This is a genomic window from Streptomyces sp. NPDC026500 (assembly GCF_055567635.1).
In genome coordinates this window covers 140,026-161,557 of sequence record NZ_JBVHQB010000006.1, presented here as the reverse complement: position 1 = coordinate 161,557, position 21,532 = coordinate 140,026, and the positions used below count along the sequence as shown (strand labels likewise).

Genomic DNA, 21,532 nt, shown 5'->3' with positions numbered 1-21,532 from the left:
GCGCCCTTTCCAGGCCCCCGCTCCAGGAGGTACTCCATGTCATTTCGCCAGGCTGTCGGCACGGCCGCCGGTGCCGCGCTGCTCCTGCTTCTCACCCCGTCCGCCGTCGCCGTGTCCGCCCCGTCCGACGAGGTGGCCGTCGACCCGACCGGCACGGTCGCCGCAGACGGAACCATCACCCTCTCCGGCACCTACCGCTGCACGGGCGCCGCCGGGCCCGTCTTCGTGTCCTCCTCGGTGGCCCAGGGCGACCTCAGGGTCAGCCACGGCATCGGTGGCTCCACGGCTCTCTGCGACGGCGCGGAGCACCGCTGGACCAACTCGGAGAAGCGCGCCCCCGGCACCCTCAAGCCGGGTGCGGCCCACGTCCAGGCCACTGTCATGGAGCTGAGCACCGGCGCCCTCCCGCTCCCCACGTTCCACGCGGTCCGGGACCAGGACATCACGCTCGTACGAAGCTGAACGGGCACGCGGAAGGGCCGCCGACGATGCGGGTCGGCGGCCCCTCTCGTGCCGGCGCGATGACGTGTCCCGTTCCTTCTGCTTCCCTGAGGTTGAGTAAGGCTTCACGGACAAGTGGGGAAATGTGGTCACCATGCACCCCGGCGTGCCGCGGTAGGGCGTACAGGGTCGGCCAAGGTCAATGAAAAGGTGAAGCAATGTCACTCAGTATTCTGGTGCGCACCTATACGGGCGAGGTCCTGGCGACGTCATTGCATCCCGCGATCGGCGCGATGTGTGAAACTGCGCGAAAAAGAGACCTGGTGATGCTCGGTTGCGTGGACAAGTACGACGACACAGTGTTCAACAGAAACCAGGTATCGCATATACGCGGAGAACTGGTCCAGCTTCGTGAACTGTGCGGCGCCGACGAGACGGTGGCGTTGGCGGAGCTGGCGAATCTGCTGGATGTGGTTTCGGAGCGTCCGCACCGGTACCTCGTGTTCAACGGCGACTGATCGAAGCGCATCGCGGGTGTGGGGCCCGCCCATCGAATGGGCGGGCCCCACACCCGACGGCGTTCTTTGCCGCCGCCGGCCCGTGGGGTCGCGCCAGGACCGCCGGGCCGAGGCGGACGTGCAGTGCCATGAACGGGTTTACGAACGCCTCGCTCAAAGCGAGAGCGGGTACGGCGGCATCCGCGATTCAGATGTCCCGGAAGATCTCGATCTGCGCGCCGATCGAGTTCAGCCGCTCGGCCAGGTCCTCGTAGCCGCGGTTGATGACGTACACGTTCCGCAGCACCGAGGTGCCGTCGGCCGCCATCATCGCGAGCAGGACGACCACGGCGGGCCGCAGCGCGGGCGGGCACATCATCTCGGCGGCGCGCCAGCGGGTCGGGCCCTCGACGAGCACCCGGTGCGGGTCGAGGAGCTGGAGCCGGCCACCGAGGCGGTTGAGGTCCGTCAGGTAGATCGCCCGGTTGTCGTAGACCCAGTCGTGGATCAGCGTCTTGCCCTGCGCGGAGGCCGCGATGGCCGCGAAGAACGGGACGTTGTCGATGTTGAGGCCGGGGAACGGCATCGGGTGGATCTTGTCGATCGGCGCCTCCAGCTTGGAGGGCCGTACGGTCAGGTCGATCAGCCGCGTACGGCCGTTGTCCGCGAAGTACTCGGGCGTACGGTCGTGGTCGAGGCCCATCTCCTCCAGAACCGCGAGCTCGATCTCCAGGAACTCGATCGGCACCCGGCACACCGTCAGCTCGGACTCGGTGACCACGGCGGCGGCGAGCAGGCTCATCGCCTCGACCGGGTCCTCGGAGGGCGAGTAGTCCACATCGACGTCGATGTTCGGCACACCGTGCACGGTGAGCGTCGTCGTGCCGATGCCCTCCACCCGTACGCCCAGGGCCTCCAGGAAGAAGCACAGGTCCTGGACCATGTAGTTGGAGGACGCGTTGCGGATGACCGTGGCGCCGTCGTGGCGGGCGGCGGCCAGCAGCGCGTTCTCGGTGACCGTGTCCCCGCGCTCGGTCAGCACGATCGGCCGTCCGGGTGTGACGGACCGGTCGACCCGGGCGTGGTAGAGCCCCTCGGTCGCGGCGATGTCGAGGCCGAACCGGCGCAGCGCGATCATGTGCGGCTCGATGGTCCGGGTGCCCAGGTCGCAACCGCCCGCGTACGGCAGCTTGAAGGCGTCCAGGCGGTGCAGCAGCGGGCCGAGGAACATGATGATGGACCGCGTACGAATGGCGGCCTCGGCGTCGATCGCGTCCATGTCCAGTTCGCTCGGCGGCACGATCTCCAGGTCGATCCCGCCGTTGATCCACCGGGTGCGGACACCGATCGAGCCGAGGACCTCCAGCAGGCGGTACACCTCTTCGATCCGGGCCACCCGGCGCAGCACCGTGCGCCCCTTGTTCAGGAGCGTCGCGCACAGCAGCGCGACACAGGCGTTCTTGCTGGTCTTGACGTCGATCGAGCCGGACAGACGACGCCCGCCGACGACGCGCAGATGCATCGGACCCGCATAGCCGAGCGAGACGATCTCGCTGTCCAGCGCCTCACCGATTCGGGCGATCATCTCAAGGCTGATGTTTTGATTGCCGCGCTCGATGCGATTGACGGCGCTCTGACTGGTGCCGAGCGCCTCGGCAAGCTGCGACTGTGTCCAGCCCCGGTGTTGCCGGGCGTCACGGATGAGCTTGCCGATACGTACGAGGTAGTCGTCTGCCATGGCGCGACCGTATATCGGATGTGAGATAAAGAAAAATGGAGCGCGGCCTTCCGGGTGGCCGGCCCCACCAGGTGCCGTTCGAGGGGGAGTTCGGGTGTCCGCACCGGCACGGCGGCGACGCCCGCGGCGTGCCGGGCAGCGCCGCGAGCCCGTGTCGCCGCCGATGAGTGCCGTGAAGGGGCGCTTCCGTGACGGTTCGTCGATACTGGTGCCCTATGTCGCTATTGGGTCACTTTGCCTTGCGGGTCGTCTTGCGCCATCCGAACGGCCCCGGCAGGTCCATCGACGTCGTCCTGCGTCCGGTGCTGCTGTGCGTGCGCTTCGGCCCGTTCTTTCCACCCGAGGTGATGGACCACGACTTGCGGTTGATGTTGAGCCGCAGCCCCGGAAGGACGCGGAAGCTCTTGCGGAAGGTGAGCGGCATGGGTGCTCCCTGCGGGTCGGTCGCGCCGGGACGTTCCCGGCGGACACCGGGTACCCCGAAACGGCTCCGATGTGCCTGTCCTCCACTTCGGGGCGTCAACTCTCGCCCTGAGGAGACGAGTTGGCTCTCCGGGGTGGCGTCCGATTCCGTCCCCGGGGCCCGGGGCGGGGACCCCGGAGGGGCTCGGCCTTCCGGATGACTGACCGTCACCGGCGGGTGCACGATCAGCGTCGGGCGCCTTCGGGCCGGGTCGCCGACGGTCGCCGCGCCGACCGCCGCCGCCTCTCCTGTGCGGCGCCCGCCCGAGCCTTCGTTCTCGCGAAGAGCAGTGCGGACCCATGGCGTCAGACTGGACAACGAACAAACCCCAGGCTGCTGACCTGGGGTTTTTCTCTGGAGCGGATGACGGGAATCGAACTGTCCGGGTGGTCTTGTATCCGTATGTCGCACCGCGGACGGTCGAACCGCCGAAGCCGCAGGCCGCGTCAGCCCTTCAGAAGAGCCGCGCTCTTCAGCGTCCGGCGATCCGGGCGTCGGGCGCGACGGTGTTGCCGGTCACCGCGCCGGTCGCACCGTCGAGGGTCACCAGGTGTCGGACGCCGTCGGTGCCCAGCACCTCGACCTCCCAGCCGCTTCCACCACCCTGCTGCACCACCACGCGCAGCGCGTCCGGCTTGCCACCGGGGACCGCCTTGCCGGCCGCCTCGATCGCCTTGGCGGCCGACACCGTCGGCACCGGCGCGGGCGCGAGACCGCTTCGACCGTTCTCGCCGTCCTGGCCGCCCTCGGCGCTCCGACGCGTCCTGGACTCGTCGTTCTTGAAGCCGCCCTCGCCTCGGACCTCTCCGCGAGCGCGAAGCTCGCCGCCCTTCCAGCCGGGCACTGCCTCAATGCGCATGCGGGCGCCCTGTTCGACGCGGTCATGGTGGGCGACCACGGCGGCGCCGACCACGGCTCCGCCCAGCAGGACGACCCCGACGCCGAGTGCCAGCCAGCGGCTCCGCCCCAGCTGCGGCAGGCGCGGGAAGCGCCTCCGGGGCGGCTCGGTGGGCGTGGACTCGGACTGCTCCGATGGGACGGGCTGGGACATGCTCGGGCTCCTGAACGCCTCGGCCGGCCCGTTGCCGGCTCCTGCGGTCAGCTTGTAGCACCGTTGCTGAAGCCAGGCTGAAGGCAGCTGAAGACGTCTTCAGCCGCTGTCCGGGCGGCATGCGAGGCTGTACTCCGTGCGTGTACTGGTGGTCGAGGACGAGAGGCGGCTGGCCGCCGCCCTGCAGCGAGGCCTCACGGCCGAGGGATTCACCGTCGATGTGGCCCACGACGGGAACCAGGGGCTGTGGCTCGCCCTGGAGCAGAGCTATGACGTGATCGTGCTCGACATCATGCTGCCCGGCCTCAACGGCTACCGGGTGTGCGCCAGGCTGCGCGCGGTCGGGAGCGAGACGCCGATCCTGATGCTCACCGCCAAGGACGGCGAGTACGACGAGGCCGAGGCGCTGGACACCGGTGCCGACGACTTCCTGTCCAAGCCGTTCTCCTATGTCGTCCTGGTCGCCCGGCTCCGCGCACTCCACCGTCGCACCGGCCGTCGGCTCCCTCCGACCCTGGAGCTCGGTGACCTGGTGATCGACCCGGCCCGTCGCACGTGCAGCCGCGACGGCGACGAGATACGGCTCACCACGCGGGAGTTCGCCATCCTGGAGTACCTCGCCCGGCGCGCGGGCGAGGTGGTGACGAAGCGCGAGATCCTCCAACACGTCTGGGACTCCGCCTTCGAGGCGGACCTCAATCTCGTCGAGGTCCACGTCAGCGCCGTCCGCCGCAAGATCGATGCCCCGTTCGGCCGGTCCGCCCTGGAGACCGTCCGAGGCGCCGGATACCGGCTGGCGGTCAACGGTGGTTAGGCGATTCCTCCCCCGTCCCGACGAGAGCCCGGCCTTGACCCGGCGCCTGCGCTCCAACGTGGTGAGGCTCGCGCGACGCCTGTGGCCGGGATCGGTGCGAGCCCGGGCGACGCTGGGGGCCACCGCGGTCGTCGCCCTCGCCCTGACCGGGGCCTCCTTCGCGCTCCTGGGCACCCTGCACGCCAACCTCCAGCGCAGCGTCAAGGAGGCCGCCACCCAGCAGGCGGACAAGGTGGGGCGACTGGCCGCCCAGGGCAGGCTCCCGGACCTGCTGCCCGTCGCCCCGGGTGCCGACTTCATCCAGGTCGTGGACGCCGACGGCCGCGTGGTGGCCGCCAGCCAGAACCTCACCGGCCGTCCGGCCATCGGCCATATCCGCCCGGACGAGGGCCCGTTGCGCGCCACCTGGTCCGGCGAGCCGTTCCACGACGAACACCGCCAGCGGATCGTCGCCGTCACCGCCATCACCCCCAGCAGCACGGTCACCGTGTACGCGGGCACCTCACTGCGGGACGCGGACAAGGCGGACGAGATCACCTCCGTCGCGCTGGGCATCGGCGCCCCGCTGCTGCTGGCCACCGTCGCCCTGGTCACCTGGTGGGTGACCGGCCGGGCGCTGCGTCCGGTGGAAGCCATCCGGTCCGAGGTCGCCGAGATCACCGGACACGCTCTGCACCGCCGAGTCCCGGTCCCGGACTCCCGGGACGAAGTCGCCCGTCTCGCCCGCACCATGAACGTCACCCTCGACCGCCTGGAGGACGCGGTCGTCCGCCAGCGCCGGTTCATCGCCGACGCCTCGCACGAACTGCGCAGCCCCATCACCGTCCTGCGGACCCAGCTGGAGGTCGCCCTCGCCCACCCGGACCCGGAGCTGTGGCCCGATCTGGTCAGCGAGGTACTGGAGGACACCATTCGCCTCCAGGACCTGGCGGCCGACCTGCTGTTCCTGGCCCGGCTGGACGCGGCCGAGCCGGTGGAGAGCGGTCCGCTGGACCTGGCGGACCTCTGCCGTACGACCCTCACCGCACGCCACGGCGACCGGATCCGGATCGACGCCAGGCTGCAACCCGGCATCACCATCGAGGGCAACCGCAGCCGACTCACCAGACTCCTCACCAACCTGCTCGACAACGCCCAACGCCATGCCGACCAGCACATCGAGCTGGCTCTGCACGCCGACCGGGCCGGTCACACGGCCGTGCTGGAGGTGAGCGACGACGGACCCGGGATTCCGGATGCCGACCGCGACCGCGTCTTCGAGCGCTTCACGCGCCTGGACGACGCCCGCAGCCGTGACCTCGGCGGTGCGGGCCTCGGCCTGGCCATCGCCCGTGACATCGCGGGCCACCACCACGGCACCCTCACCGCCGAGCCCCACCCGCACGGCGCCCGCATCGTCACCCGTCTCCCGCTCTCGCCCCAGGCCCCTGAGCCCCGATCGGACAACTGACACCGATGGGGCAAGTGGCTCCGATCGGACAAGCGACACCGGCCCGGACATGCGGGCGCCCGGACATGACCTGCCCGCCCCCATGTACTAGAGTTATCTCGACATCGAGATATCTGCCGAGGTGTACCGCAGCCGCACTGCGTCGTCCATCCGGCGGTAAGGGTTACCTAACTTAGCCTTGCCTTAGCGGATCGGCCATGACGCCGTGGCGGCAGGATGCGGTGGGAACGCGCACATCAATGAAGGAGACTGTCGTGTCGGCGAACAGCTTCGACGCCCGCAGCACGCTGCAGGTGGGCGACGAGTCGTACGAGATCTTCCGGCTGGACAAGGTGGAAGGCTCGGCTCGCCTTCCGTACAGCCTGAAGGTGCTGCTGGAGAACCTGCTCCGCACCGAGGACGGCGCGAACATCACCGCCGACCACATCCGGTCCATCGGCAACTGGGACTCCCAGGCGCAGCCGAGCCAGGAGATCCAGTTCACGCCCGCCCGCGTGATCATGCAGGACTTCACCGGCGTGCCCTGTGTCGTCGACCTCGCCACCATGCGCGAGGCCGTCAAGGAGCTCGGCGGCGACCCGGCCAAGGTCAACCCGCTCTCCCCGGCCGAACTGGTCATCGACCACTCCGTCATCGCCGACAAGTTCGGCACGAAGGAGGCCTTCGGCCAGAACGTCGAGCTGGAGTACGGCCGCAACAAGGAGCGCTACCAGTTCCTGCGCTGGGGCCAGACCGCGTTCGACGACTTCAAGGTCGTCCCGCCGGGCACCGGCATCGTCCACCAGGTGAACATCGAGCACCTGGCGCGCACGGTCATGGTTCGCAACGGCCAGGCGTACCCCGACACCCTCGTCGGCACCGACTCGCACACCACGATGGTCAACGGCCTGGGCGTCCTCGGCTGGGGCGTCGGCGGCATCGAGGCCGAGGCCGCGATGCTCGGCCAGCCGGTCTCCATGCTCATCCCGCGCGTCGTCGGCTTCAAGCTGACCGGTGAGCTGACCCCCGGCACGACCGCCACCGACCTCGTGCTGACCATCACCGAGATGCTGCGCAAGCACGGTGTCGTCGGCAAGTTCGTCGAGTTCTACGGCGAGGGCGTGGCCGCCACGTCGCTGGCCAACCGCGCCACCATCGGCAACATGTCGCCGGAGTTCGGCTCCACCGCCGCGATCTTCCCGATCGACGGCGAGACCATCAAGTACCTCAAGCTCACCGGCCGCTCCCAGCAGCAGCTCGCGCTCGTCGAGGCGTACGCCAAGGAGCAGGGCCTCTGGCTCGACCCGGCCGCCGAGCCCGACTTCTCCGAGAAGCTGGAGCTCGACCTCTCCACGGTCGTCCCCTCGATCGCCGGCCCGAAGCGCCCGCAGGACCGCATCGTCCTCGCGAACGCCGCCGAGCAGTTCAAGAGCGACGTGCGCAACTACGTCGCCGACGACGACGAGGCGGGCAAGGAGTCCTTCCCGGCCTCCGACTCCCCGGCCTCCGCCAACGGCGTCCCGTCCAACCCGGTCCCGGTCACGGCCCCCGACGGCTCGACCTACGAGATCGACCACGGCGCGGTGACGGTCGCGGCCATCACCTCCTGCACCAACACCTCGAACCCGTACGTCATGGTCGCCGCCGCGCTCGTCGCGAAGAAGGCCGTGGAGAAGGGCCTGACCCGCAAGCCGTGGGTCAAGACCACCCTCGCCCCGGGCTCCAAGGTCGTCACCGACTACTTCGACAAGGCGGGGCTCACCCCCTACCTCGACAAGGTCGGCTTCAACCTGGTCGGTTACGGCTGCACCACCTGCATCGGCAACTCCGGCCCGCTGCCGGACGAGGTCTCCAAGGCCGTCAACGACCACGACCTCGCGGTCACCTCGGTCCTCTCCGGCAACCGGAACTTCGAGGGCCGTATCAACCCCGACGTCAAGATGAACTACCTGGCCTCCCCGCCGCTGGTCGTCGCCTACGCCCTCGCGGGCTCCATGAAGGTGGACATCACTCGCGACGCGCTCGGCACCGACACCGAGGGCAAGCCGGTCTACCTGGCCGACCTCTGGCCCTCCGAGGCCGAGGTCAACGACGTCGTGGCGAACGCCATCGGCGAGGACATGTTCAACAAGTCCTACAAGGACGTCTTCGCGGGCGACGCCCAGTGGCAGGCGCTGCCGATCCCCGAGGGCAACACCTTCGAGTGGGACCCGCAGTCGACGTACGTCCGCAAGCCCCCTTACTTCGAGGGCATGACGATGGAGACCACCCCGGTCTCGGACATCGCCGGCGCGCGCGTCCTCGCCAAGCTCGGCGACTCGGTCACCACCGACCACATCTCCCCGGCCGGTGCGATCAAGGCCGACACCCCCGGAGGCAAGTACCTCACGGAGCACGGTGTCGAGCGTCGTGACTTCAACAGCTACGGCTCGCGCCGCGGCAACCACGAGGTCATGATCCGCGGTACGTTCGCCAACATCCGCCTGCGCAACCAGATCGCGCCGGGCACCGAGGGCGGCTACACCCGCGACTTCACGAAGGAAGGCGCCCCCGTCTCCTTCATCTACGACGCCTCGCGCAACTACATCGAGCAGGGCATCCCGCTGGTCATCCTGGCGGGCAAGGAGTACGGCTCCGGCTCGTCCCGCGACTGGGCCGCCAAGGGCACCGCACTCCTCGGCGTCAAGGCCGTCATCGCCGAGTCGTACGAGCGCATCCACCGCTCGAACCTCATCGGCATGGGCGTCCTGCCGCTCCAGTTCCCGGAGGGCGCCACGGCCGAGTCCCTCGGTCTGACCGGCGAGGAGACCTTCTCCTTCACCGGCGTCGAGGAGCTCAACAACGGCACCACCCCGCGCACGGTGAAGGTCACCACCGACACCGGCGTCGAGTTCGACGCGGTCGTCCGCATCGACACCCCCGGCGAGGCGGACTACTACCGCAACGGCGGCATCATGCAGTACGTGCTGCGCAACCTGATCCGCAACTAAGCGGTCCGGTAAGGCAGTTGTAAGGCAGCTCCACGGCAGTCGAGGGCCGCATCCCAGTGGACGGGGGTGCGGCCCTTCGCCGTCGCCTTCGCCGTCGCCCCCGAAGTCGGTTTCAGGACATCGGCATTGCTCAGGTGGAACACAGGGTTCCCCCAGCGGGCCGGGACAGGATTGCCCCATGTCTGGTGCTTCCGGGGTCCTTGTCGGCCGTGCCCGTGTCCGTGTGCCGATCGTCCACGACGAGCCGGTGCTCACCGGACCGCTGTCCGGCGCCGTGACGGCGGCGGGCGGGAGATGAGTCCCCTCCCCGCCGCGCGCCGACTGCGGGAGCGGCTGCGCGTGCGGTCCCCGCGCACGCGTTCCCTGCGCACGCGTTCCCTGCGCACACGCCTCCTCGTCCTCATCGGACTGGCACTGGTCGCGGTGTGCGCGACCATGGCGTTCACCACGGTCCTCGCGCAACGCGCCTACCTGCTCGGCGACTTGGACCGGCGGGTCGGCGACGCAGCCGAGCGCAGCCGGGACGGCCTCCTTGGCGGTCCGGGCGTCGGTCCGGGCGCTGGTCCCGGCGTCTGGACGGACCTCGGGTTCCTCGACGCCCGGGGACAGCCCGTCGGCACGATCGCCGCCCGGCTCGACGACGGCGGGGCCGTCATCGCGGCGGAGGTGGTGAGCCGTTCCGGCGCGCCGCGGGATCTCGGCGTCGCCCAGCGCTCCGCCCTCGCCGGTATCGAGCCGGACGGCTCCCTGCACACCCGGACGGTCCCCGGGCTCGGCACCTACCGTGTCACCGCGCTCGGCGGCGGACGGCCCGTGCTCACCGGCCTCCCGATGGACGACGTACGGGACATGATCCGTGGTCTGGCCGTGGTCGAGGGTGTGGTGGCGGCCGCCGGACTCACCGTCGCGGGCAGCGTCTGCGCGGTCGTCGTCCGGCGTCAACTGCGCCCGCTCGGACGGGTCGCCGCCACGGCCGCCGAGATCTCCCGGTCGCCGCTGGGACACGGCGAGGTGACCGGCCTGACCCGGGTACCCGAACGGGACGCGGGCCCCGGCAGCGAGGCGGGCCAGGTCGGCGCCGCGCTCAACCGCCTGATCGACCACGTCGAGGCCTCTGTCGCACAACGCCTGCGCGGTGAGGAGGAGTTGCGGGGGGAGTTGCGGCGAGGCGAGGAACGCATGCGCCGCTTCCTCGCCGACGCGAGCCATGAACTCCGTACGCCGCTCGCGTCCATCGCCGGCTACGCGGAGCTGATGGACCGGGGCGCCCAGTGGATCGAACCGGCGCTGGCCTGGCGGCGGGTGTCAGCCGAGTCGGCGCGGATGACGGGTCTTGTCGAGGACATGTTGCTGCTCGCCCGGCTCGACGAGGGGCGGCCGTTGGGGTCGGCGGAAGTGGACCTGGCGGCGCTGGTCACCGAGGCGGTGTGGGAGGCGCGGGCCACGGGGGAGGACCACACCTGGCAACTGCACCTGCTCCCGGACTCCCCGGCCCTGGTGGCCGGCGACGAGGCCAGGCTCCGCCAGATGGTGGCGAACCTGCTGGCCAACGCCCGCGTGCATACGCCCGCGGGCACGACGGTCGTCGCCACGGTGGAGGCCACCGGCGCGACCCGCACGATCCGGGTCCGCGACGACGGCCCCGGCATCCCGCCTACCCTGTTGCCCAGCGTCTTCGAACGCTTCACCCGCGCCGACGCCTCCCGCTCCCGCGTCTCTCCCGGGCACGGCGGCTCGGGCCTCGGCCTGGCCGTCGCCGCGGCGATCACGACGGCCCACCACGGCCGTATCCGCGCCGAGAGCGCCCCGGGTCGTACGGAGTTCACCGTCGAACTCCCGGCCGCCGCAGCCCGCGCCCCCGTCGCGGCTCCGACGGCTTCGGACCCGGCGGAGCGCGCACCCGTGCCCCGGACCGCGGGGGAAACCGCCGTCTTCCCCCGGAGGTGAAGGCGAACGGCTCACGTTCCCGTCCCTCGACCGGACGGACCCCAGGGGGGCCACCCTGGCGCCCTGGTCCGCCGGGAGCCCTCGCGCCGCAGGTCCGGATCGACGGCCCCGGCACGCCGACCGCACGAGCCTCAGGAGGCAACAGTCGCCGGTCCTGCTCTCGGAGACGTCGGCACCCGTGCCCCGCGCCCGGCGGGGAAGCCGCCGTCTTCCCCCCCCGGAGGTGTGAGGGCGAACAGGGCTCGCGGCCGACGACCGGCTCACCGGGCCCGTCCTCAGAACCAGCCAACCGCCTGCCCGAGCAGGAAAGGTGCCGGGACAAGAGCGGCCATGCCGAGCCAGGGACCCACCGGGCGGCCCTCCTGGAAGGGCATCAGGATGTCCACCACCAGCACCATGCCGAGGACGAAGCCGCCGCCCAGCACGGCGCCGGCGATCAGGCCGAGGGCGTTGTCGGGTGTCTCCCGGTGGCAGCCGAAGGGGCCGCCGCAGTCGACGGACGGGAATCGGGTCAGCAGCCACCGCACGCACAGGCCGGGAATGATCCCGACCCCGCCGATCAGCAGGTTCGCGAACGCGGCCGCCGACAGGGCGCGGCCGAGGCCATCGCCGCGGCCGGTGAGCGCGGTGCCGCTCCGGCGACCCCGGCCACTGTCGGAATCCCGCATCGGTCCACCTCCTCCCGAACTCCCCTGGATGCGCGCCGTTTTCACAGCTAGAGGGCGCGGGCCCCCGCGAGGTTCCGGGAACGCGGACTCGCGCCACGGCCGCACCCGCCGTGTGAGGGGTGCGGCCCATGTGCGTGGGCCGTGCGCGAGACGTTTACAGGGGTTCCTGTGCGCGCTACGTTCCGCATGAGGTGGGAGCGCTCCCATAGGGACGGACCGGAACCCGTTCCCGGGATCGCTCCCACTTCACCCGACCCGCACGGTCCCGCGAAGGAGCGAATTGTCATGTACTTAACAAGGCCGCACTTAACAAAACCGCATTTAGCAAGGCCGTATGCGGCGAGTCCGCACTCGGCGAGCCCGCAGTCGGCAGGACGTCGACGGCCGCTCTCGCGATCGCGGCTCGTCGGCAGCCACCCGTCCCCCTTCCTCGTCCTGCTCGCCCTGCTGGCCTTGCTCCCGGCCCTCGCCCTGATCGTCGTGACGGGCGGCCGGGCGGAGGCGCACGGCACCCCCATGAAGCCCGGCAGCCGCACGTTCCTGTGCCGGCAGGACGGGCTCACCGACACCGGCGAGATCAAACCGGTGAACCCCGCCTGCAAGGCGGCCCAACAGGTCAGCGGGACCACGCCGTTCTACAACTGGTTCTCGGTGCTGCGCTCGGACGGCGCGGGCCGCACCCGCGGCTTCGTCCCGGACGGCTCGCTGTGCAGCGGCGGCAACCCCAACTTCTCGGGCTTCGATCTGCCGCGCTCCGACTGGCCGTTGACCCATCTCACCGCGGGCGCGACCGTCGACTTCGCGTACAACGCCTGGGCGGCGCACCCCGGTTGGTTCTACGTCTACATCACCAAGGACGGCTTCGACCCGACCAAGGCGCTCACCTGGGACGCCATGGAGGACCAGCCGTTCCTCACCGTCGACCACCCACCGCTCAACGGCACCCCGGGCACGGTCGAGGCCAACTACTCCTGGAGCGGCAAGCTGCCGGCGGGCAAGTCCGGCCGGCACATCATCTACATGGTGTGGCAGCGCTCGGACAGCGCGGAGACCTTCTACTCCTGCTCCGACGTCGTCTTCGACGGCGGCAACGGCGAGGTCACGGGCATCCACGATCCCGGCAACCCGACCGAGCCCCCGCCCGGCGTGTGCTCGGCGACCCGGCGCACCACCAACAGCTGGCCCGGCGGCTACCAGGCCGAGGTGACGGTCACCAACACCGGCGATGTCCCGATGCTCGGCTGGATGGTCGACTGGTCGCTGCCGGGCGGTCAGTCGGTCGCCAGCCTGTGGAACGGCAACGCGACCTACAGCGGTCAGGACGTGATGGTGCACAACGCCGACTGGAACGGCTCACTGAATCCCGGCGGCAGTTCCACGTTCGGCTACGTCGTTTCGGGATCGGGTGGCGATCCGTCAACGACTCTGCCCTGCCGGGTCGGTTGAACAAGCAACGCTCGGGGCGGACCGGGTGGGTGGGTTCGGACCCGCCCGGTCCGCGAGCCCGGACAGGTCGGGGGAGGCCCTGCCCGGGATGGTGCGGCTTGTGGCGACCGGCGTGCGCGACAACGTTGTCGAACGGTCTACGCAAGACTCTATCGCCTCAACGGACAACGATGTCAAGCAAGTTGACGATCGGCTCGGGTGCGGGCCGCGTCGTCGGGGGTGTGCCGTCGCGGTGTGCCACCGGGATGTGCGGCGGGTGCGTCCCTGGTGGCGGAGGCGGGATGCGCGGCGAGCATGTCCTTGGTGGCGCAGGCGGTGTGTGCGGCGAGCGTGTCCTTGGTGGCGGAGGCGGGATGTGCGGCGAGCGTGTCTCTGGTGGCGCAGGCGGTGGGTGCGCCGGGTGCGTCCCTCGTGGTGCGTAGAGGCCCGTGCGCCCGGCGCGTGGCCCGCGGCGCCATTGGAGTGTGTGCCGGGCGCGTCTCCGGCGGCGCAGGCGGTCTTCCGTGGTACCCGTGGCGCACGTTACTGTCCCTGCGGCTTGTGCGACCTGTGGTGCGCGACCCGTCCGAAGGAGGAGGGGCCGCGTCATGCGATTCCGTCCGTCATCCATCCTGCTGGCCGTCGCCCTGACGGTCGCCGGCGCCACTCCGGCGCTCGCCGCACCCCCGTCGGGTCCACCGGAGCTCGTCCAGGACCCCACCGCGTACGTGGACCCGCTCATCGGCACCAAGAACGGCGGCAATGTCTTCCCGGGGGCCGTCACGCCCTTCGGCATGCTCTCCTGGAGCCCGGAGAACACCCGCGGGGACGCCACCCGCACGGCCGCGCCCGGCGGTTACCAGTACGACTCCACGCGCATCCGTGGCTTCAGCCTCACCCACATGTCCGGAACGGGATGCGCGGGCGGCAGCGGCGACATCCCGTTCTTCCCGTACGCCGGTGAGGTCACCTCCTCCCCGGCGAGCGACACCAAGGACGCCGTCTACGCTTCCGGGTTCGCGCACTCGGACGAGCGAACCGAGCCCGGCCACTACAAGGTGGGACTCGCCTCCGGAGTGACCGCCGACCTCACGGCGACCGCGCGCACCGGCTCGGGCCGCTTCACCTTCCCCGCCGACAAGCCCGCCTCGCTGCTGATCCGCACCGCCAACTCCGAGGTCGGTTCGACCGACTCGACCGTGCGGATCGACCCGGCGACCCGTACCGTCTCCGGTTCGGTCACCTCCGGGAACTTCTGCGGCTACCTCGACCCCGAGGGCCAACGTTCCTACTACACCCTGTACTTCACCGCACGCTTCGACCGCGACTTCAAGACCACCGGCACCTGGCAGGACGACCGGCTGAGCCCGGGGGCCACCGGGGCGAGCGGCGGCACCGGAGGTTTCGGACAGGGCGGCCGTCCCGTCGCGGGCAAGGGGGCGGGCGGCTATGTGGAGTTCGCGTCCGGCACCGACCCGGTGAACGTCAAGGTCGGTATCTCGTACGTCAGTCAGGAAGGCGCCGCCGCCAACCTCGCGGACGAGAACCCGCCGTCCCGCTCCTTCGCCTCCGTCCAGCGCGCCGCCCACCGTGCCTGGCGCGAGCGGCTCGGCGCGATCGGCGTCGGCGGCGGCACCGACAGCGACCGCACCACCTTCTACACCGCGCTCTACCACGCCCTCCTGCACCCGAACGTCATCAGTGACGCCGACCGCAGATACCGGGGCCCCGACGACAAGGTGCACACCGTGAGCCGGGGCCACGAAGCGCAGTACGGCACCTTCTCCGGCTGGGACGTCTACCGCTCCCAGATCCAGCTGCTGACCCTGCTCAACCCGGACACCGGCTCCGACATCGCACAGTCACTGCTCGAACTCGCCCGGCAGAACGGGGGAGCCTGGGACCGCTGGCTGCACGGCGCGAGCGGCACACACGTCATGAACGGCGATCCGTCGGCGCCCGCCCTCGCGGGCATCCGCGCCTTCGGCGGCACGGACTTCGACCTGCGCGGCGCGCTCGGCTCCCTGGTGAAGGCGGCGACCGTACCGACCGAGCAGGACCTGTCCCCGGCGGGCAAACCGCTGCTCTCGGCCGGACAGCGCCCCTCGCTCGACAAGTACCTCGAACACCACTACATGCCGTCCGTGTCCAACGCCTGGGGCGGCGCCGCCGAGACCCTGGAGATGTCCGGCGCGGACTTCGCGATCTCCCAACTGGCCAAGGCGGCGGGGGAGAAGAGGACCGCCGCCGACTTCGCCGAGCGCTCCCAGTGGTGGCAGAACAACTTCAACGTCGCGGCCGACCCCGGCGGCGGATACATCGCCAACCGCAAGGCCGACGGGAGCTGGGTCACCGGCTTCACCCCGGCGACCGGCAACGGCTTCGTGGAGGGCACGGCGGCCCAGTACACCTGGATGGTGCAGCATGACCCCGCGGGCCTCTTCGCCGCCATGGGCGGGCGCGCCAAGGCCCTCGACCGCCTCGACACGTTCTTCCACAACGCGGACGGCAGCTGGGCGTTCACGGGCAGCGGCGGCGACAAGTCCGAGCTGGACAACGAGCCGTCGGTCAACGTGCCCTACCTGTACGACTACGCGGGCGCGCCCTACAAGGCCCAGGAGACCGTCCGCGCGGCGATGACCCGGCTGTGGTCGACGCAGCCGGGCGGCATCCCCGGCAACGACGACCTCGGTGAGATGTCGTCCTGGTACGTCTTCTCCGCGCTCGGTATGTACCCCCAGGTACCCTCGCGCGCCGAACTCACCCTGTCCTCACCGCTGTTCCCGAGGATCGAGATCGAGCGCCCCGGCGGCGCCGACATCGAGATCCGGGCCCGGGGCGCGGCGGCGGACGCCCCGTACATCCAGTCGCTGCGGGTCGACGGCCGTAGCAGCGAACGGCCCTGGCTCCCGGCCTCGTTCGTCCGCGACGGCGGCACGCTCGACTACACGCTGTCCGCCACGGCCGACAAGAGCTGGGGCAGCGCCGAGACGGCCGCGCCGCCCTCCTTCCGCACGGGCGAGCAGCCGTACCAGATCGGGGTGGGCCCGACCGCGGCGACGCTCGCGCCCGGCGGCAGCACCGCGCTCGACATCCGTGCCCTCGCCCTCGCCGGCGGCGCCGGGCCCGAGGTCCGCTTCCACGTGGACGTGCCCGCCGGCGTGACGGCGACGCCCGCCGAGGGCACCGTGACCGACGGCGCCCAGCGGATCGCCCTCACCGCCGCCGACGACGCCGAGCAGGGGTTCTACGACGTCAAGGTGTCGGTGACCTCCGCCGACACGTCGTACGCGCAGCCGGTGGCCCTGACGGTCGCGGCCCCGGGATCCCTCCTCGCGGCCTACAACAACACCGGTGTCTCCGACGACACCGGAGACCACGCCGAGGCCGACTACGACGGCGGCGGCTGGAGCTACTCCCGTCAGGCCCTCGCCGACGCGGGCCTCACCCCGGGCAGCCGGGGCACGGTGGACGGTCTCACGTACACCTGGCCGAAGTCGCCGTCCGGCCGGCCCGACAACGCCTCGGCGACCTCGCAGAGCATCGAACTGGCAGACCCGGCAAGCCGGTTGTCCTTCATCGGCAGCGCCGTGAACGGCAACCAGGAGACGAGGGCGACCGTCACCTACACCGACGGCAGCACCGAATCCGTCGACCTGTCCTTCACCGACTGGACCGTCGGCGGCGGGCGCGGCACCGTCCAGTACGGCAACGAGACCATCGCCAGGACCGCCTACCGCAACGTCGCCGGCGCCGACAAGGACCCGGTGGCCACCTACGTCTTCGCCACCAAGCCCTTCACGGCACCGGCCGGCAAGAACGTCAAGAGCGTCACCCTTCCGGACGACGCCGACCTGCACGTCTTCACCCTCGCGGTGAACCCTTGAATCCTCAGCCCCTGAGCTTGTGAACCCTTGAGCGGGTGAACCGGTGAGCGGGTGAACGGTGAGCTGATCCACCCGTGAACGCGGGGCGGGCCCGGAGTCTCCTCCGGGCCCGCCCCTTTCCCTTCGCCTCCGGCTCAGGCCAGCAGTTCCACCTCCGCGAGGGTCGATTCGCCGTCGAGGACGAGGCGGTAGTGGGCGTACGAGCCCGGGTCCGCGACCGTGAACGCCCGGGTCTGTCTGTCCCAGGGGAAGGACTCACCGGAGCGCTTGTCGAGGTCCGTCCACGTCGTCCCGTCCGAGGAACCCTGCAGGGTCCACCCGGTCGGGGCCCTGGTGTGGTCCGAGCACGTCAGCGTGTACTGAACTCCCTCGGTTGCGGCGCCGACCGGCAGGTCCACCGAGGTGACGGAGGCGTCCGTCGCCGAGGTGTTGTCGAACAGCGCGCCGTCTCCCTTGAGCGTGTCCGCGCGCGGCGACGGCACCTTGTCGTCCTCGGTGACCGAGACCGGCGCCGCGTCCTTGCCCGTGCCCCACGAGGACGGCTCGGCGCCCATGTCGAACTCCAGCACTCCGCCCCGGTTGATCAGCGAGTGGGGGAGCGAAGTCGAGTTCCACCGCTTGCCGTTGAACCGCACGCCCTGCACGTACACGTTCTTCGTGCTGTTCCGCGGGGCCCTGATCACCAGGTCGTGGCCGTTCTCCAGGTGGACCGTCGCCTTGGTGAACAGCGGGGAGCCGATGGCGTATTCGCCGCTGCCCATCACCAGCGGGTAGAAGCCGAGCGAGGAGAAGAGGTACCAGGCCGACTGCTCGCCGTTGTCCTCGTCACCGTGGTAGCCCTGCCCGATCTCGCTGCCGGTGTAGAGCCGGGAGAGGACCTCGCGGACGTTCTTCTGGGCCTTCCAGGGCTGTCCGGCCGCGTCGTACATGTAGTTCACGTGGTGGGCCACCTGGTTGGAGTGCCCGTACTGGCCCATCCGTACGTCCCGGGCCTCGGTCATCTCGTGGATGACCCCGCCGTAGGAGCCCACGGTGTCCGGCGAGGCGGTCTCGGGGGTCGCGAAGTACGTGTCGAGCTTGTCCGCGAGCGCACTGCGGCCGCCGTAGAGGTTCGCGAGGCCCCGCGAGTCCTGCGGCGCGGTGAACGCGTACCCCCAGCCGTCGGTCTCGGTGTAGTCGTAACCCCACACGCGCGGGTCGTACTTCGAGGAGTCGACCCGCCAGTCGCCCTTGGCGTCCCGGCCCTGGAAGAAGCCGGCCTTGGAGTCGAAGAGGTTCACATAGTCCTGGGAGCGGTTGAGGAAGTAGTCCGACTCCTCCTTGTAGCGCTTCTCGCCGGTCTTCTTGTAGAGCGCCTTGCCCATCTCGGCGATGCCGTAGTCGTTGACGTAGCCCTCCATGGCCCACGACAGGCCCTCGCCCGTGGCGGTGCTCGTGTAGCCGAGGAAGGGGGAGGTGGTCATGCCCTTGCGGCCCACGCCGGAGGTCGGCGGGACGACCGTCGCGTTCTTCAGCGCCGCCTCGTACGCCGACTTCGCGTCGAAGTCGACGCCCTTGACGTACGCGTCCGCGAACGCCACGTCCGACGAGGTGCCGGTCATCAAGTCCGCGTAACCGGGCGAGGACCAGCGCGAGGTCCAGCCGCCGTCCTTGTACTGCTGCACGAACCCGTCGACCATCTCACCCGCCTGACCGGGCGTCAGGAACGAATAGGCCGGCCAGGTCGTCCGGTAGGTGTCCCAGAAGCCGTTGTTGACGTACACCTTGCCGTCGACGATCTTCGCGCCGGTGTGGGTCGGGGTGTCCGGACCCGGCATCGGGGAGAACGGCGAGGCGTACTGGTACTTGGAACCCACCTTCTCGAAGCCGGAGTTGGGGTACAGGTACAGCCGGTACATGCTGGAGTACAGCGTGGTCAGCTGGTCCGGCGTGGCGCCCTGCACCTCCACCTTGCCGAACAGCCGGTCCCACTGCTTCCGCGCCCCCTTCTTGACCGCGTCGAACGACGTGCCGTCCGGGATCTCCTGGCTCAGGTTGTCCTTGGCCTGGTCGATGCTGATCAGCGAGGTGGCCAGGCGCAGGGTGACGGTGTGGTCGGAGCCGGGCTTGAACTTCAGATAGCCCTTGACGCCGCTGGAGCCGCCCTCGGTCACGGGCGCGTCGAACACCCCGTAGACGAAGAGCCGGGTGGCGCCGGTCGACAGGCCGGACTTGACGTCCGAGTATCCGGTGACGACACCCGCCGAGGTGTCCAGCGTCAGCCCCGCCTGCTCGGTGACGTTGTCGAAGAGCACGCTCGCGTCGTCACCCGGATAGGTGAAGCGCAGGGCGGCGGCGTGGTCGGTCGGCGCCATCTCCGCCTTGAGACCGTTCTCGAAGGTCACGCCGTAGTAGTACGGCCGCGCGGTCTCGTTCTCGTGCCGGAAGGCCAGCTCGCGGGCCGTGCGGCCGGTGTCCGGGGTGCCGGAGGCGGCCGACGGCATCACCTGGAAAGTCTGCCGGTCACCCATCCAGGGGCTCGGCTCATGACTCGCGCTGAACGCCTGGATGGTGGGCAGATTGTCCGCGTTGTTGGCGCGGGCGTAGTCGTACAGCCAGCTCAGCGAGCCCGCGTTGGTCACCGGCGTCCAGAAGTTGAAGCCGTGCGGGACGGCCGTCGCCGGGAAGTTGTTGCCGCGCGAGAAGCCGCCGCTGGAGTTGGTGCCGCGGGTCGTGAGCGCGTAGTCGGCCAGGTGCGCCTTGGGCCTCTCCCGGGCGGCCGTCCTCAGGGAGACGTCGTCCAGCCAGCCGCGGAACTTCGCGGGGCCCTTCGGCGAGTCGTACGCGAGGAGGATCCGGTCGACGGTCTTCCCGGCCGCGACGGAACCGATCCGCGAGGTCACGTTGTTCCACTGGTTGACGTACAGCACCTTGGACGCGCCCTGGCCCTGCGGCGTCAGCGCGAATCCGTGCTGGTCCACGGCGTTCAGATCGCTCAGCGAGGTGCCGTCGGTGAAGACCAGGTCCACGGACACGTTCGTGGCGTCGTAGTCCCGGTCGCCGTCCGCCATCGAGGGGAAGATCCGGTACGCCAGTTCCGTGTCCCGCCCGACGGCGACGTTCACGTCGAAGACCTTGTTGTACGAGTACGCACGGCCGTCACCCTTGTGGGTGCCGGCGTAACGCAGGGCCCGCTTGCCGGTGAAGCCCGCGCCCGACTTGGCGGTCGGCGAGCCGCTCGGCCCCCGGTCCACTAGCGAGAGCATGTCCTTGGGCGTCGGGTCGTCGCTCTGGCCCGTCGAGAACTGGACATCGGCGATCTGGAGGATGTCGCCGCCGTTGTTCTTGGTGACATCGAGCCGGAAGTGCTGGTACTCGACGGGACCTTGGATGTCGTACGTCTTTGTCTGGAACCGCTCGCCGAAGGACTCGCCGGAGCGGGTGTCGAGGGTCTTCCAGTCCTTGCCGTCGGTGGAGCCCTGGAGGGTCCAGTCCCGGGGGTCGCGCTCGTCGTGGTCGTTTGCGGAAGTGATCGCGTACGTGACCACCTTGACCGGCGCGTCCAGGTCGAACTCCGCCCAGCCGGTCGGCTCGAAGGTCAGCCACTTGCTGCTCGACTCGCCGTCGACGAGGTTCTCCTTGACCTCGCCGGCGCCGGTGTTCTCGCCGCTGGCCCGCACGTCGGTGACATGGTCGGTCACATTGCCGGGGATGCCGGTGCTGTAGCCGCCGTCGACCCCAGAGGATCTCTTCGTCCCGTCGGGCGCCGTATCCACCGTGTTGAGCCAGTCCGGGGCCGGATCGCCCGATTCGAACGAGGAGCTGAATTCACGGTCGGCGGCCGCCGTTCGGGCGGGCAGGGCGACCGCCACGCCCTGCGAGGCCACTAACAGCGAGAGGGCTGCCACCCCCAGTGCCGTCGGGGAAAGCCATCCGGTCCGACGCGTGGAACTCTGTCTGTACCGAGCTCTGTGCTGCATGCGCGAGCACCCTCCCTGCACCTGGACAACGTTGTCAAAATCGATGCGCAAGGACCATTTGGGAGCCAAGTTGACAGCGCTGTCAAGGGTGTTGGGTGTGGCATCCGGGGCGTTTGCCGCGTGACGAACCGTGCATTGAGTTCATTGCGGGAGGTTGGCCTCCTGTGGATCTTCGCCGGGGTGGTCCGGGGCTGCCCCATATTTCCGGGAGGTCTCAACTCGG

The 21,532-nt window shown here is 70.1% G+C and carries 14 protein-coding genes; 8 read left to right on the top strand and 6 right to left on the bottom strand.

The genetic code is table 11. From position 1 onward, the window contains the following. Positions 1–36 precede the first annotated feature (36 nt). Together ACZ4N5_RS13625 and ACZ4N5_RS13620 are read left to right on the top strand one after the other, a co-directional pair. Positions 37–462, top strand: coding sequence for a DUF6299 family protein (locus tag ACZ4N5_RS13625; protein WP_467757264.1), 426 nt, complete (start codon positions 37–39; stop codon positions 460–462). 197 nt (positions 463–659) lie between these two features. Then, positions 660–959 (top strand): hypothetical protein, encoded by a 300-nt coding sequence (locus ACZ4N5_RS13620; RefSeq protein ID WP_467757263.1) that lies wholly within the window; start codon positions 660–662, stop codon positions 957–959. A gap of 187 nt (positions 960–1,146) precedes the next feature. Here the strand turns inward: ACZ4N5_RS13620 and ACZ4N5_RS13615 are convergent, their stop codons facing one another. The 3 genes from ACZ4N5_RS13615 to ACZ4N5_RS13605 all read right to left on the bottom strand — a co-directional run bounded on the left by ACZ4N5_RS13615 (position 1,147) and on the right by ACZ4N5_RS13605 (position 4,190). After that, positions 1,147–2,676, bottom strand: coding sequence for a helix-turn-helix domain-containing protein (locus ACZ4N5_RS13615; protein ID WP_467757262.1), 1,530 nt, complete (start codon positions 2,674–2,676; stop codon positions 1,147–1,149). 229 nt (positions 2,677–2,905) lie between these two features. Then, complete coding sequence (locus tag ACZ4N5_RS13610) at positions 2,906–3,100, bottom strand: DUF4236 domain-containing protein (protein WP_467757261.1); 195 nt, start codon at positions 3,098–3,100, stop codon at positions 2,906–2,908. Positions 3,101–3,611: 511 nt separating this feature from the next. Next, complete coding sequence (locus ACZ4N5_RS13605; protein ID WP_467757260.1) at positions 3,612–4,190, bottom strand: PepSY domain-containing protein; 579 nt, start codon at positions 4,188–4,190, stop codon at positions 3,612–3,614. A gap of 136 nt (positions 4,191–4,326) precedes the next feature. On the opposite strand from ACZ4N5_RS13605, the gene ACZ4N5_RS13600 reads away from it, so the two are divergent. The 4 genes from ACZ4N5_RS13600 to ACZ4N5_RS13585 all read left to right on the top strand — a co-directional run bounded on the left by ACZ4N5_RS13600 (position 4,327) and on the right by ACZ4N5_RS13585 (position 11,370). Beyond that, entirely contained in the window at positions 4,327–5,004 is a 678-nt protein-coding gene (locus tag ACZ4N5_RS13600; protein WP_467757259.1) for a response regulator transcription factor, read from the top strand. 34 nt (positions 5,005–5,038) lie between these two features. Continuing rightward, complete coding sequence (locus tag ACZ4N5_RS13595; protein ID WP_467757258.1) at positions 5,039–6,454, top strand: ATP-binding protein; 1,416 nt, start codon at positions 5,039–5,041, stop codon at positions 6,452–6,454. 254 nt (positions 6,455–6,708) lie between these two features. Continuing rightward, on the top strand, positions 6,709–9,423 hold the full coding sequence (gene acnA, locus ACZ4N5_RS13590) for an aconitate hydratase AcnA (protein ID WP_467757257.1): 2,715 nt from the start codon (positions 6,709–6,711) through the stop codon (positions 9,421–9,423). A 294-nt stretch (positions 9,424–9,717) separates the two neighbouring features. Then, a complete protein-coding gene (locus ACZ4N5_RS13585) occupies positions 9,718–11,370 on the top strand; it encodes an ATP-binding protein (RefSeq protein ID WP_467757256.1) in 1,653 nt (550 codons plus the stop codon). Positions 11,371–11,645: 275 nt separating this feature from the next. Here ACZ4N5_RS13585 and ACZ4N5_RS13580 read toward each other — a convergent pair whose 3' ends face one another. Beyond that, entirely contained in the window at positions 11,646–12,038 is a 393-nt protein-coding gene (locus tag ACZ4N5_RS13580; protein WP_467757255.1) for a hypothetical protein, read from the bottom strand. Positions 12,039–12,473: 435 nt separating this feature from the next. Between ACZ4N5_RS13580 and ACZ4N5_RS13575 the strand changes: the two genes are divergently transcribed. Continuing rightward, on the top strand, positions 12,474–13,484 hold the full coding sequence (locus tag ACZ4N5_RS13575; RefSeq protein WP_467757423.1) for a lytic polysaccharide monooxygenase auxiliary activity family 9 protein: 1,011 nt from the start codon (positions 12,474–12,476) through the stop codon (positions 13,482–13,484). Positions 13,485–13,657: 173 nt separating this feature from the next. Here ACZ4N5_RS13575 and ACZ4N5_RS13570 read toward each other — a convergent pair whose 3' ends face one another. Further along, on the bottom strand, positions 13,658–13,942 hold the full coding sequence (locus ACZ4N5_RS13570) for a hypothetical protein (protein ID WP_467757254.1): 285 nt from the start codon (positions 13,940–13,942) through the stop codon (positions 13,658–13,660). Between the two features lie 129 nt (positions 13,943–14,071). Here ACZ4N5_RS13570 and ACZ4N5_RS13565 point away from each other — a divergent pair, with 129 nt between their 5' ends. Beyond that, positions 14,072–17,350 carry a GH92 family glycosyl hydrolase gene (locus ACZ4N5_RS13565; protein WP_467757253.1) on the top strand — a complete coding sequence of 1,093 codons (3,279 nt, stop codon included), beginning with the start codon at positions 14,072–14,074 and terminating at the stop codon, positions 17,348–17,350. 134 nt (positions 17,351–17,484) lie between these two features. Here ACZ4N5_RS13565 and ACZ4N5_RS13560 read toward each other — a convergent pair whose 3' ends face one another. Next, positions 17,485–21,309: a GH92 family glycosyl hydrolase gene (locus ACZ4N5_RS13560; protein WP_467757252.1), complete on the bottom strand. Its 3,825-nt coding sequence runs from the start codon at positions 21,307–21,309 to the stop codon at positions 17,485–17,487. Positions 21,310–21,532: the final 223 nt, after the last annotated feature.